We start from the raw sequence: 12914 nt of genomic DNA on the forward strand, positions 1-12914 counted from the left end.
GCAGACCTGCTTTCAGTGATCCGCTTGAGCCAAAGGTTGAGTGCCTGCTTTCAACTACTGCCACGGACTGCTCCTGGTCGAATTCTGCCCCACGGCGAAGTGCGCTAGCGGCGCCTTGAGCCGACTATTGCCACCCTTACCAAAAAATGGCCCTTGATTCAAAACGGTCTGATCGCTGCTCCAAACGTACAGTCGGCGGGCCCGGCCCAGTCCGCGAGCACGCTATCGTTTGTTGATTTAACGCTTGTTTGGATTCTCGGATTTTTGATAGTTGGATAGTTAAACAGGCACCCGATTGCAAACTCTGCTGAAAGACACTTCCAGGAGGACTCTGTGCGAAGAATATCCCCGGCAATCCAGTTCATCCCGCAGGTTTTTCGGGCTTTATGCTTCATGCGATGACCTTTGAACGATCAAATATGGCGCATCCAGATGGCCTTCCGGCAGAAGTGCTACAGGCTCTAGAGATCAGCGCAGTTTTGGCAATTAAGACGCTTCAATGTCTCAATGGACTTGGTCTCTACGAGGCAAAGCTTGCGGTCGACGCCTATCTGGAACGGCATCCTGAACACCCCTTGTCTCAGCGACAGGCAAGTTCCTCGGTCGCGCCGCTATGTGAGAGAGTCGGTGCGTTGGGTGAATTCATAACTGCGGAACCGGTACCGGCCGAAGCGCCAGTGTTTGATTCACTGACAAGAGCGGTCGTTTCCCCTGAGCTTTACATTCTTCTGAGTGAAGATATCCCCAACAATGCGTGGATTGCAGAGGCTCTCAAGGCCTGTGTTGATGCGGGGATTGACATATCAATGACCGAAATCCTTGATGAGAAAAGGCGCAACGGGGATGGCGACTTATCAGCGGCAGTGCTGAAACTGTCGGGGTCACTTTCGAACGAAGCGATCCGCGCTTTGCCTCAGGCCCTTCGGCGAAGACTTGCTGAAGGTATCAGTTTTCGGTTGGTGCCAGCTGCCCAGTGGGGCGAGGCCGCGATACCCATCGACGAGCTGGAGCTCGAGTACTTCCTGCATGAGTTCTCCAGGCCAAGCCGCATGATTGCGAAAACGACGAGTTGCGTCAGGCTGAGACACAAAACCTCGGGAATTGTCTGTCGAAGCACCGCACACCAGAGACGAGCGACGAACTACCAGGAGGCTCTTCTTCTCCTTGCATCCCTGCTCAAAGAATGCAGATAAGGTCTACTGATTTCATCGAGGGGAAAGCCAAACGGTTCCACTGACCGTCTGCCTCTCATGTCAAGCGCTAAGCGTCCGCTTTCAACCTCCCCACTGTCCGCTCCTGGCCGGATTCTGCCCCACGGCGAGAGACGCTAGCGGGACCAAAGCTGAAGCTCAATCCTCGCCGAAGGCGCGTGCGCGAGTAGTCCTCAACCACACATCATCGGGCGGACCATTGAAGCCAACTACTGCATCAACGCCGCATCGGGGGCAGATGGCCGTTTGATTCTGATTTTCTCCATCGCACCATTCAATGATGGTACTGGGCGCATACTTCTCTAGGCAGTAGTAGCAGGCGGCGACCTCACTGCGAAGGAGCGCATCGCGGTGCAACATTGATTCGCAAGTTCTACCCATAGCTGCAGTGTCTCAAGTTGATATTGGGATTTTGACTGATGCAACGCCACTTGCCCGGAAGACCGCATATGGCCGAATTCTGCGCCACGATTACGGGCGCTAGCGGGCCCATATCGGACGTTAGGCGTCAGCCCATCTCAGAGTCGCTGAAGCCCAGATGGCACGCTCGGCGTGTGCCACCGCTTCAAGAAACGTGGGGAATACTGCTGAAGGGTAGTTGCCATAGTCACGCGGTTTCGTGGGTGATGCCCACTGGACATCAAATCCTGGCACCGTTTCGTCTTCCTGCCACTCCGAGGGATCGAGGTAATCTCCAGAGCCATAACGTATCGAGCAGCTGACGATGCGCACGCCCGTTGGGACACGGCCGTCGTACAACCACGTTCCTTCTCTCACTACGATGAAATCGCTCATTTATATGTCTGTTTCTGGCCGGATTCTGCCCCACGGCGAGGGACACTAGCGCGCCCGTTGAAGACCGCTGAATGGACCAATTGAGCGTGGCAAAGAAGTAGTGCGTTGGACACAACGCGCAGACCATTTAGGATTGCAGAAAATGCTCTACGACCGTCGCCTCTGCAAATGAATCAGCGTCAATTCAGGATTGATCTGCATGCTGTCCATGATCTTCCAGCATTCGCAGCGGCATTCAACAACGGCTTGATCCATGGGGTCGGGGGACATTGGACCGGTCAAAGCTGGGATGCATTTCACGACTACCTGTCGTGGCCAACCGAAGAGACCTATGAACTCGTTCTCGATGGTTGGTGGCAATGCTCGGGTTTGAGTGAAAGAGAGACGCAGATTCTGGAAGCAATATTTGCTTCAAATCCACACGTCTTCGTCACCAAAAAATGATGGCGGCCTGTTTGAAAGCAGTCACTCGCAAACGACTGCTTCTGGCCGATTGCTGCCGCCGCACTCAACGCCCTCAAGGCCCCGTAGGCGCCCCCGCCTCAAACCACTTCCCAATCAGCGCACGCTCCGCATCGGTGATGCCCGTCGCATTGTTCATGGGCATGAGCTTTTGCACCACGGCTTGCTGGTAGATGGCCTGGGCATGTTGCTTGACGCTGTCGGGCGAATCAAGCCGCAGGTTCTTCATCTGCACCGCAGCGCCGTGGCACATGTAGCAGCGCTGTTCCAGCACCGCCTGCACGGCCTTGAAGTCATTTTGGCCGCTAGCGCCGGTTTTATCTGCGCTGGCAGCTCCTGAAACAGGCGCATTCACCACGGGTGCGGCCACCGGCGCGGGGCGCATCCACACGATGGCGCCCACGATCACGGCCGCGCCCACCAGGGCGTAGGGCAGCGGGTTGCCGTTGCGGCCCAGCTTGTAGCCGTGGCGCATCACAAAGAACTGGCGGATGGCCGCGCCCGCGAACATCATCAAGATCAGCACCAGCCAGTTTTGCGGGTGACTCCAGGTGAAGCTGTAGTGGTTGCTCAGCATGGCAAACAGCACCGGCAGCGTGAAATAGGTGTTGTGCACGCTGCGCTGCTTGCCGCGCTTACCATAGATCGGGTCCACGGGCTGGCCGGCCTTGATCTGGCTGATGACGGTGCGCTGGCCGGGGATGATCCAGAAGAACACATTCGCGCTCATGGAGGTGGCGATCATCGCCCCCACCAGCAGGAAGGCTGCGCGGCCCGCAAACCAGTGACAGGCCAGCCACGAGGCCACGCACACCAGCACCAGGACCAGCGCGCCCACAATCGCGTCGCCGTTCTTGCGCTGGCCGAAGATGCGGCAGATGGCGTCGTACAGCAGCCAGAACACTACAAAGAAGCCCAGCGCCACCACGATAGCGGTGGCAGGCGCCCAGTCCATGCGCGACTTGTCGATGAGGTAGGTGCTGGCGCTGTAGAGGTAGGACACGGTGAACAGCGCAAACCCGCTGATCCAGGTGCTGTAGCTCTCCCAGAAGAACCAGTGCAGGTGTTTGGGCAACTGCGGCGGCGACACTGCAAACTTGACCGGGTGGTAGAACCCGCCGCCGTGCACGGCCCAAAGCTCGCCGCTCACGCCTTGTTTCTTGAGGTCTTCGTCCTCAGGCGGCGTGAGGCTGCTGTCCAGAAAAACGAAGTAGAACGACGAGCCGATCCAGGCGATGGCCGTAATGACATGGACCCAGCGCAAAAGCAGGTTGGCCCAGTCGAGAAAATAGCTTTCCATATCTCAACCTTGGCAGCGCACACGCGCTGCAACAGCAAACCTGCTCACCACTGCGGGCGCTCTGAGCAGACATTGAGGTCGCGCACCTTGGCCAGTGGGTTGCTGGCCGGGGCACCGCTGCGACCGGTACGTCGAAGTGTATGCAGGAATTGTTCCCGATTCCAGCCCCAACCTGGGGCATTCGGGGCCGGAATTACCCTCATTCCCCAGCCTTTGGCATGGGCGGTAGCGTCTGCAGCAACTGCGCTGCCACGGCCACGGCAATCACCTCGGGCTCCTTGCCCCCGATGCCGGGAATGCCGATGGGGCAGGTCACCTGCGCCAGCTCCTCGGGCGCGAACCCGCGCTCATGCAGGCGGTTGCTGAAGGTGGCCCACTTGGTTTGGCTGCCAATCAGCCCGATGAAGGGCAGGTCGCCCTGCTCGCGCTGGCGGCGCAGGCAGGCGGCCACCACGTCCAGGTCCTCGGCATGGCTGAAGCTCATGATCAGCACGCGGCTGCCGGGTGCCAGGCGGGGCACGGCGAGTTGCACCGGCTCGGAGTGTTCGCAGACCACGCCCTCCGGCGGGTCGGGCGGGAAGATGCCGTCCCGGCTGTCGATCCAGGTCAGGGCAAAGGGCAGTGGCGCCAGCACGCGGGCCAGCGCGTGGCCCACGTGTCCGCCGCCAAACAGGGCCACCGGGTGCAGGTTGGGTGTGAGGCGCTGGGCCAACCCCGGGGCGTCTTGCGCCGTGAGCAGCTCAAATCCCAGGTGCACCACCCCACCGCAGCACTGGCCCAGCGCCGGTCCCAGCGCAAACCGCATCGGCCCAAGCGCCGTCACCGGCCCACCCGCCAGGCGGCGGCGCGCCTCGGCAATCGCCTGCAGCTCCAGATGCCCGCCGCCGATGGTGCCCACCAGCTGGTCGGCAAATACCGCCATCCAGGCGCCGTGCTCCCGGGGCACGGACCCTTGGGTAGACTCCACGGTCACCAGACAGGCTGGCGCGGCCCCCAGGCCGTCCAGCAGCATTTGCAAATTTGTCACCACGATCCTTTTCTTGACGGACGCAAAACGGGGCCAGGCAAGCGGCTCACCCTCCGGTGAGGCATGTTGCTGCATCCCCTTTGCAGCCGTCGTCATTTTGTAACGTAGCACCTTCGCCGCTGGGTTATCGTGCCCGCAGCCTCAGGAACCTTTCACACCATGCCCGACACGCCCTCTCCCCGCTCCACCGGAAAGCGCAGCCACTGGTTGCTGGCAGGCATCATGGCCGTGGGTGCGGCGCTGGTCTCGGCCTGCAAGTCCCCGCCAGAGCCCACGCCAGCCCCCGCGCCCGACAGCGTCCCCTCCACCGGCCCCGATGCCAGCGGCGTCAAGGGCCCCGTGCCCGCCACGGCCGGGTCTGCGCGCCCCTCGGCCGCTGCCACACCGCTGGCCTACCGCCAGGATGCCGCCACGCACCTGTATGGCCTGAACCGCGAACGCATCTTCAAAGGCAAACTGCCGCCGCAGCTGTATGCCATTGGCGTGCTGCAGCTCGACATCGACCGCGCGGGCAAGATCACCCGCCTGCACTGGATGCGCGCCCCGCGCCATGCCCCCGAGGTGGTCACCGAGATCGAGCGCACAGTGCGCGCTGCAGCCCCGTTCCCTGTCCCGGCCCGCATGGGCAAGGTCACGTACACCGAGACCTGGCTGTGGGACAAGAGCGGGTACTTTCAGCTCGATACGCTGACCGAAGGGCAGCTTTAGAAGCTGGCGTTTTACCCGCGCGCTAGTAGTGCGGATACACACCGACCCTGGCAACTGTCTCTGCTTAGGCCAGGGCCGCCGCGCAAGGGCCGCCCCGCTGCGCTGGCGGCGTCCCCCTGAGGGGGAAGGCGCGAAGCGACTCAGGGGGCTTCACACTACGAGCCTCGGTAGGTCGAATAGCTCCAGGGGCTGACCAGCAGCGGCACGTGGTAGTGCTGGTCGGCATGCGCAATGCCGAAGTCCAGGCTCACCTGGTTCAGAAAATTGGGTTCGGGCAGCTGCACGCCCCGGGCCTTGAAGTAGCCCGCCACGTCAAAGCGCAGCCGGTAGGTACCGGTGCGCAGGCTGGCGTTGTCGAACAGCGGCGCGTCCGTGCGGCCGTCGTGGTTCAGCACCAGGCGCTTGATGAGGGTGGCGTTGTCGCCGTCGGTGGAATACAGGGCCACTTCCATGCCGGCCGCAGGGCAGCCGTTCATGGTGTCCAGAACGTGGGTGCTCAATCCCATGGGGGAATCTCCTGAAGTAAGAGTCTGTCCAATCGGCGACGATTGCCTGATCGCAGTGTGTAGACCAAAAGTGTATACACTTTTCTCCATCCACCGTATCATGCAGCCATGGAATCTTCCTCCACCAGCGCCATCGTCGAAGCGCTGACCCGCGCCATCGTAGAACACCGTCTGCAACCCGGCACCAAGCTGGCCGAGCAAAAGCTGGCCGACCACTTTGGCGTGTCACGCACGCTGGTGCGCCAGGCACTGTTTCAGCTGGCACAAAACCGCCTGGTCACGCTGGAACCCGCACGGGGCGCATTTGTGGCCACGCCCTCGGTCGAGGAGGCACGCCAGGTGTTTGCCGTGCGCCGCATGCTGGAGACCGAGATGACCCGCGCCTTTGTGCGCAGCGTGACGCCCGCCAAGCTCAAGGCCCTGCGCGCCCACGTGGCCAGCGAGAAGGCCGCCATGGGCACGCACGACGCCAGCACACGCACCGAGTTGCTGGGCGACTTTCATGTGCGCATGGCCGAACTGATGGGCAACGAGGTGCTGGCGCAGATGCTGGGCGACCTGATCTCGCGCTGTGCCCTCATCACGCTGATGTACCAGTCGGCCAGCGCGGCCGAGCACTCGCACGAGGAGCATGCCGACATCGTGGCGGCCCTGGCCGCGCGCGACGAGGAGCGCGCGGTGGCCCTGATGCAAAGCCACCTCGAACATGTCGAAGCCAGCCTGACCTTTGACCGCAAGCGCCCGGCCAGTGACCTGGCCGCCGCCCTGGCCTCTTGAAAACCACCCCACCATGATCTACGACACCACCCAGGCCTACCCCCGCGACCTCATCGGCTACGGCAAGACCCCGCCCCATGCCCAGTGGCCCGGTGGCGCGCGCATTGCCGTGCAATTCGTGCTGAACTACGAAGAAGGCGGCGAAAACGCGGTGCTGCATGGCGATGCGGGCAGCGAGCAGTTCCTGTCCGAAATGTTCAACCCGGCCAGCTACCCCGAGCGGCACATGAGCATGGAGGGCATCTATGAATACGGCTCGCGTGCTGGCGTGTGGCGCATCCTGCGCGAGTTTGAAAAGCGCCAACTGCCCCTCACGGTGTTTGGCGTGTCCACGGCCCTGCAGCGCCACCCCGATCTCACGGCGGCTTTTGTGGAGCTGGGCCACGAGATAGCCTGCCATGGCCTCAAATGGATTCATTACCAGCACATCCCCGAAGAAGTGGAACGCGCCCACATGCAAGAGGCGATGGACATCATCCAACGCATGACGGGCGCAAGAGGAAGTTCGCAAGACCATGTACATGGTCTGGGCTGGTACACCGGCCGCGACAGCCCCAACACCCACCGCTTGGTGGCTGACTACGGTGGCTTTGAATACGATAGCGACTACTACGGCGACGACCTGCCCTTCTGGATGAAGGTGCAAAAAACCGACGGCAGCGTGGTGCCCCAGCTCATCGTGCCCTACACGCTGGACTGCAACGACATGCGCTTTGCGCTGCCTCAGGGCTACTCGCACGCCGACCCGTTCTTCCAGTACATGAAGGACACCTTCGACGCGCTGTATGCCGAAGGCGACCCTGCCGGCGATAACGCGCCCAAGATGATGAGCATTGGCATGCACTGCCGTCTGCTGGGCCGCCCGGGCCGCATCACGGCGTTGCAGCGCTTTCTGGACCACATTGCACAGCACGACAAGGTGTGGGTGGCCCGCCGCATCGACATCGCGCGCCACTGGAAGGCCGTGCACCCCTACCCCACCACAAAGGCCTGATGACCATGGCATGGACCCTTGACCAACTGAATGCCGCCACGCCCGCACAGGCCCTGGAGGCGCTGGACGGCGTGTACGAGCATTCCCCCTGGATTGCCGAACAGGCGCTTGCTCAGCGGCCATTCCGCTCGCTCGCACACCTCAAGCACGCCCTGGCCCACGCGGTGCGCACCGCCAGCACCGAGGCGCAGCTGGGCCTGATCCGCGCCCACCCCGAGCTGGCGGGCAAGGCCATGGTGGCGAAAAGCCTCACCGCCGAATCGACCAACGAGCAGTCCAAGGCGGGCCTGACGCAGTGCACGCCCGAAGAATTTGCGCGCATCCAGCAGCTCAATGCGGACTACAACGCCCGCTTTGGCTTCCCCTTCATTCTGGCCGTGCGCGGTCCGCGCGGCGCGGGGCTGAACAAGCAGCAGATCATCGATACCTTTGCGCGGCGGCTCGACAACCACCCGGAGTTCGAGGTGGCAGAGGCCTTGCGCAACATCCACCGCATTGCCGAGATTCGGCTGAACGACAAGTTCGCCGCCGAACCCGTGCTGGGCAATGACGTGTGGGACTGGCATGAAAAGCTGGCCGAACACTCCGACCCCGGCTTTGCCGAAAAGGGCCAGCTCACCGTCACCTACCTGACCGACGCCCACCGCGCCTGCGCCCAGCGCATCAGCCACTGGATGCGCGACTGCGGCTTTGACGAGGTCGAGGTGGACGCCGTGGGCAACGTGGTGGGACGGTATCGCGCCGCCACACCCGGTGCCAAGTACCTCATGACCGGCTCGCACTACGACACCGTGCGCAACGGCGGCAAGTACGACGGGCGCCTGGGCATTTTTGTGCCCATGGCCTGCGTGCGCGAACTGCACCGCGCGGGCAAGCGTCTGCCTTTTGGCATCGAGGTGATTGCCTTTGCCGAAGAGGAAGGCCAGCGCTACAAGGCCACCTTCCTGGGTTCGGGCGCGCTCATCGGTCACTTCAACCCCGCCTGGCTGGACCAGAAGGATGCCGATGGCGTGACCATGCGCGCGGCCATGCAGCACGCTGGGTTGTGCATCGACGACATTGCCAAGCTGCAGCGCGACCCGGCGCAGTACCTGGGCTTCATTGAAGTTCACATCGAACAGGGCCCGGTGCTCAACGAGCTGGATCTGCCGCTGGGCGTGGTCACCTCCATCAATGGGGGGGTGCGGTTTGTGGGCGAGATGATCGGCACCGCGAGCCACGCAGGCACCACCCCCATGGACCGCCGCCGCGATGCGGCCGTGGCTGTGGCTGAGCTGGCGTTGTACATCGAGCAGCGCGCCGCCCAGGACGGGGACTCGGTGGGCACGATCGGCCTGCTCAACGTGCCCGGCGGCTCCATCAATGTGGTGCCGGGCCGCTGCCAGTTCAGCCTGGACCTGCGTGCGCCCACCGACCCGCAACGCGACGCACTGGTGCGCGATGTGCTGGACCACCTGGGCCAGATCGCAGCCCGGCGCGGCCTGCGCTATACGCTGGAGGAATCCATGCGCGCCGCAGCAGCCCCCAGCGCCCCGGCCCTGCAGCACCAGTGGGAGCGTGCTGTGGACCACCTGGGCGTGCCCGTGTTCCGCATGCCCAGTGGGGCAGGCCACGACGCGATGAAGCTCCACGAAATCATGCCGCAGGCCATGCTGTTTGTGCGCGGAGAAAACTCCGGCATCAGCCACAACCCGCTCGAATCCACCACCAACAACGACATGCAACTGGCCGTGGACGCCTTCACCCAGGTGCTGCACCAGCTTGCCGAGGAACAACAACCATGACAACCCCGAACCACCACGCCGCGCTGGACGCCTGGATCGACCAGCACTTTGACGAAGAAGTGCGCTTTCTGCAGGCCCTGGTGCGCGTACCCACCGACACGCCCCCCGGCAACAACGCGCCCCATGCCGAACGCACGGCAGAGCTGCTGAAGGACTTTGGCTACGAGGCCGAAAAGCACGCCGTGCCCACTGCCGATGTGTTGGCATACGGCATGGAATCCATCACCAACCTCATCGTGCGCAGACCGTACGGCAGCGGTGGCAAGACCATCGCCCTGAACGCCCACGGTGACGTGGTGCCGCCCGGCGAAGGCTGGACACACGACCCCTATGGCGCCGAGATTGTCGATGGCGCCATGTACGGCCGCGCCACCGCCGTGAGCAAGAGCGACTTTGCGAGCTTCACCTTTGCCGTGCGGGCCTTGGAAGCCGTGGCCAGGCCCACCCAGGGCGCGGTAGAGCTGCACTTCACCTACGACGAAGAGTTTGGCGGCGAACTCGGCCCCGGCTGGCTGCTGCAAAAGGGACTGACAAAGCCCGACCTGATGATTGCCGCCGGCTTCAGCTACGAAGTGGTCACCGCACACAACGGCTGCCTGCAGATGGAAGTGACGGTGCACGGCAAGATGGCCCATGCCGCCGTGCCCCACACCGGAGTGGATGCCCTGCAGGGCGCCGTGCACATCCTGAACGCGCTGTACGCACAGAACGACGAGTACAAGAAGGTCACGTCCAAGGTCGAGGGGATCAAGCACCCCTACCTGAACGTGGGCCGCATCGAGGGCGGCACCAACACCAACGTCGTACCCGGCAAGGTGATGTTCAAGCTCGACCGCCGCATGATCCCCGAGGAAAACCCGGTGGAGGTCGAAGCCAACATCCGCCGCGTGATTGAACAGGCTGCAGGTGAGCGCGCCGGTATCAGCGTGGAGATCAAGCGCCTGCTGCTGGCGAATGCGATGACGCCGCTGGCGGGCAACAAGCCCCTGGTCGATGCGATCCAGCAACATGCCCAGGCCGTGATTGGTGAACCGGTCCCTGCCGTGGGCACGCCGCTCTACACCGATGTGCGCCTGTATGTGGAGCGCGGCATTCCCGGCGTGATTTACGGCGCAGGCCCCCGCACGGTCCTCGAATCGCACGCCAAGCGCGCCGACGAGCGCCTGCAGCTCGAAGACCTGCGCCGCGCCACCAAGGTGATTGCACGGACATTGAGCGACTTGCTCGCCTGAGGGTCCACGGGACAGTAAGTAATGCACGCAGCACATCAGTGCTGCGCTTCAATGTCATGGCGAGATAGCCTCTGGCAGCCCTTTGACCGACCTACACTGGCGCGGGCGCATCCATCCACTGGATGCGCCCGTTGTCATTTCCAGATTCCACACACCAGGAGATATCCCATGAACATTCGTCATACGCTGCTGGCTGGCAGCGTTGTGCTGGCCCTGGCCAGCCTCACGGCCTGCGGCAGCACGCCGCCGGTAGCCACGGCTGCACCCGCGCCCGCAGTGCAGCAGACCGCCTCGGCCCAGGCCGCCAGTGCAGCCTACGACTTCGACATGGATGTGTTCCACCCCGTGGTGGCACGCAACGGCATGGTGGCCACCGAGCAGGAACTGGCCTCGCAGATCGGCCTGGACATCCTGAAAGCCGGTGGCAACGCGGTGGATGCCGCCGTCGGCATTGGCTTTGCGCTGGCCGTGGCCCTGCCCAATGCGGGCAACCTGGGCGGTGGCGGCTTCATGATGGTGCACGACGCCAAGACCGGCAAGAGCGTCGCCCTGGACTTCCGCGAAGTAGCACCCATCAAAGCCACGCGCGACATGTACCTGGATGCCAAGGGCAATGTGGTGGACGGCAAGTCGCTGTACACCCACTACGCCGTGGGCGTGCCCGGCACCGTGGCCGGCATGGAGCACGCGCTCAAGAGCTGGGGCACCCTGCCCCTGTCGCGTGTGATCGCTCCGGCCATCGAGCTGGCAGACAAGGGCTTCCCGGTGAGCGAAACGCTCGCCAAGATCCTGCAGCAAGAGAAGAAGAACATGGGCAAATGGCCCGCCACCCAGGCCATCTTCTGGAAGAACGGCGAACCGCTCAAGGTGGGCGACCCGCTGGTGCAAAAAGACCTGGCGCAGTCCATGCGCCTGATTGCCCAGCAGGGCGCCAAGGCGTTCTACGAAGGCGAGATCGCCCAGAAGATCGCGGCCGAAATGGCACCCCATGCGGGCGCCATCACGCTGCAGGATTTGCGTGAGTACAAGGTGGTGGAGCGCGCACCCACGCGTGGCACCTACCGTGGCTATGAGATCGTGACCATGCCCCCACCCTCCTCCGGCGGCCCGCACCTGGTGCAGATCCTGAACATGCTGGAGCCGTTGCCCCTGGCCCAGTGGGGTCCCAACAGCGCTCAGACCATCCACCACATGGCCGAGAGCAGCAAGCTGGCGTATGCCGACCGCTCCGAATATCTGGGCGACCCGGATTTCGTGAAGATCCCGCTCAAGGGCCTGACCTCCAAGCGCTATGCCGAATCGCTGACCAAGGGCATCGACCCCAACCGCGCCCGCCCGGCCAAGGAGATCAAGCCCGGCCAGCCCCAGCCGTATGAGAGCGACCAGACCACCCACTACAGCGTGGTGGACAAGGCGGGCAACGCCGTGGCCGTGACTTATACGCTCAACACCAACTTCGGCAGCGGCATCGTGGCCAAGGGCACAGGCATCCTGCTCAACAACGAGATGGACGACTTCTCGGCCAAGCCCGGCGTGGCCAATGCCTACGGGCTGGTCGGCGGTGACGCCAACGCCGTGGCCGCCAAGAAGCGCCCCCTGTCGTCCATGACGCCCACCTTGGTGCTGAAGGACGGCAAGCCCACGCTGGTGACCGGCAGCCCCGGCGGCGCGCGCATCATCACCACGGTGCTGCAGACAGTGGTCAACACCATCGACTTTGGCATGAACCCCGCCGAGGCCGCTGCCGCACCCCGCGTACACCACCAGTGGACGCCCGACGAGCTGCGCGTGGAAAAGGGCCTGTCGCCCGACACCATCGCCCTGCTCAAGCAGCGCGGACACAACATCGCGGTCAAGCCCTCGATGGGCCGCACTCAGACCATCCAGATCCGCGGTGGCGCGCTGTACGGCTACTCGGACCCGCGCAACCCCGACGGCAAGACCCTCGGCTACTGATCGCCAGTGCCCGCTAAGCGCGGGCTGTCTTTGCTTGTCAGCATCTGCCAGGCCACGCCCTCTAAAGGCGTGGCCTTTTTCATTGAGCCCTTCGCGACAGCATGCGGGCATACCCTCATACGTCGCCCTTCAGACTTGCCTACAGTTCTTGTATGCAAGATT

General features: G+C 63.2%; 12 protein-coding genes. 8 read left to right on the plus strand and 4 right to left on the minus strand.

All coding sequences use genetic code 11. The features are described from left to right. Positions 1-398: 398 nt before the first annotated feature. Entirely contained in the window at positions 399-1193 is a 795-nt protein-coding gene (locus DNK89_RS24185) for a hypothetical protein (protein WP_153064249.1), read from the plus strand. A gap of 519 nt (positions 1194-1712) precedes the next feature. On the opposite strand, the gene DNK89_RS24550 is transcribed toward DNK89_RS24185, so the two are convergent. Beyond that, entirely contained in the window at positions 1713-2006 is a 294-nt protein-coding gene (locus DNK89_RS24550) for a hypothetical protein (protein ID WP_153064250.1), read from the minus strand. Positions 2007-2174: 168 nt separating this feature from the next. Here DNK89_RS24550 and DNK89_RS24195 point away from each other — a divergent pair, with 168 nt between their 5' ends. After that, positions 2175-2450 (plus strand): barstar family protein, encoded by a 276-nt coding sequence (locus tag DNK89_RS24195; protein WP_153064251.1) that lies wholly within the window; start codon positions 2175-2177, stop codon positions 2448-2450. Positions 2451-2523: 73 nt separating this feature from the next. Here DNK89_RS24195 and DNK89_RS07355 read toward each other — a convergent pair whose 3' ends face one another. After that, positions 2524-3768, minus strand: coding sequence for a urate hydroxylase PuuD (locus DNK89_RS07355; RefSeq protein WP_110959536.1), 1245 nt, complete (start codon positions 3766-3768; stop codon positions 2524-2526). Between the two features lie 199 nt (positions 3769-3967). After that, positions 3968-4795 carry a xanthine dehydrogenase accessory protein XdhC gene (gene xdhC, locus DNK89_RS07360; protein ID WP_110959837.1) on the minus strand — a complete coding sequence of 276 codons (828 nt, stop codon included), beginning with the start codon at positions 4793-4795 and terminating at the stop codon, positions 3968-3970. A gap of 159 nt (positions 4796-4954) precedes the next feature. On the opposite strand from xdhC, the gene DNK89_RS07365 reads away from it, so the two are divergent. Continuing rightward, positions 4955-5503 (plus strand): hypothetical protein, encoded by a 549-nt coding sequence (locus DNK89_RS07365; RefSeq protein WP_110959537.1) that lies wholly within the window; start codon positions 4955-4957, stop codon positions 5501-5503. Positions 5504-5658: 155 nt separating this feature from the next. Here DNK89_RS07365 and uraH read toward each other — a convergent pair whose 3' ends face one another. After that, positions 5659-6009 carry a hydroxyisourate hydrolase gene (gene uraH / locus DNK89_RS07370; RefSeq protein ID WP_015012870.1) on the minus strand — a complete coding sequence of 117 codons (351 nt, stop codon included), beginning with the start codon at positions 6007-6009 and terminating at the stop codon, positions 5659-5661. Between the two features lie 108 nt (positions 6010-6117). Here uraH and DNK89_RS07375 point away from each other — a divergent pair, with 108 nt between their 5' ends. The 5 genes from DNK89_RS07375 (at position 6118) to ggt (ending at position 12752) form a co-directional block, all read left to right on the plus strand. Further along, positions 6118-6786 (plus strand): GntR family transcriptional regulator, encoded by a 669-nt coding sequence (locus DNK89_RS07375; protein ID WP_015012869.1) that lies wholly within the window; start codon positions 6118-6120, stop codon positions 6784-6786. A 13-nt stretch (positions 6787-6799) separates the two neighbouring features. Further along, complete coding sequence (puuE, locus tag DNK89_RS07380; protein WP_015012868.1) at positions 6800-7780, plus strand: allantoinase PuuE; 981 nt, start codon at positions 6800-6802, stop codon at positions 7778-7780. Between the two features lie 5 nt (positions 7781-7785). After that, positions 7786-9564 carry a 2-oxo-4-hydroxy-4-carboxy-5-ureidoimidazoline decarboxylase gene (uraD, locus tag DNK89_RS07385; RefSeq protein WP_110959838.1) on the plus strand — a complete coding sequence of 593 codons (1779 nt, stop codon included), beginning with the start codon at positions 7786-7788 and terminating at the stop codon, positions 9562-9564. Then, a complete protein-coding gene (locus DNK89_RS07390) occupies positions 9561-10796 on the plus strand; it encodes an ArgE/DapE family deacylase (protein WP_110959538.1) in 1236 nt (411 codons plus the stop codon). Before uraD ends, DNK89_RS07390 begins: the two co-directional genes overlap by 4 nt. A 168-nt stretch (positions 10797-10964) precedes the next feature. Continuing rightward, positions 10965-12752, plus strand: coding sequence for a gamma-glutamyltransferase (gene ggt / locus DNK89_RS07395; RefSeq protein ID WP_110959539.1), 1788 nt, complete (start codon positions 10965-10967; stop codon positions 12750-12752). Positions 12753-12914: the final 162 nt, after the last annotated feature.

It is taken from the genome of Acidovorax sp. ST3, assembly GCF_003231145.1.
Lineage (GTDB): Bacteria > Pseudomonadota > Gammaproteobacteria > Burkholderiales > Burkholderiaceae_C > Acidovorax.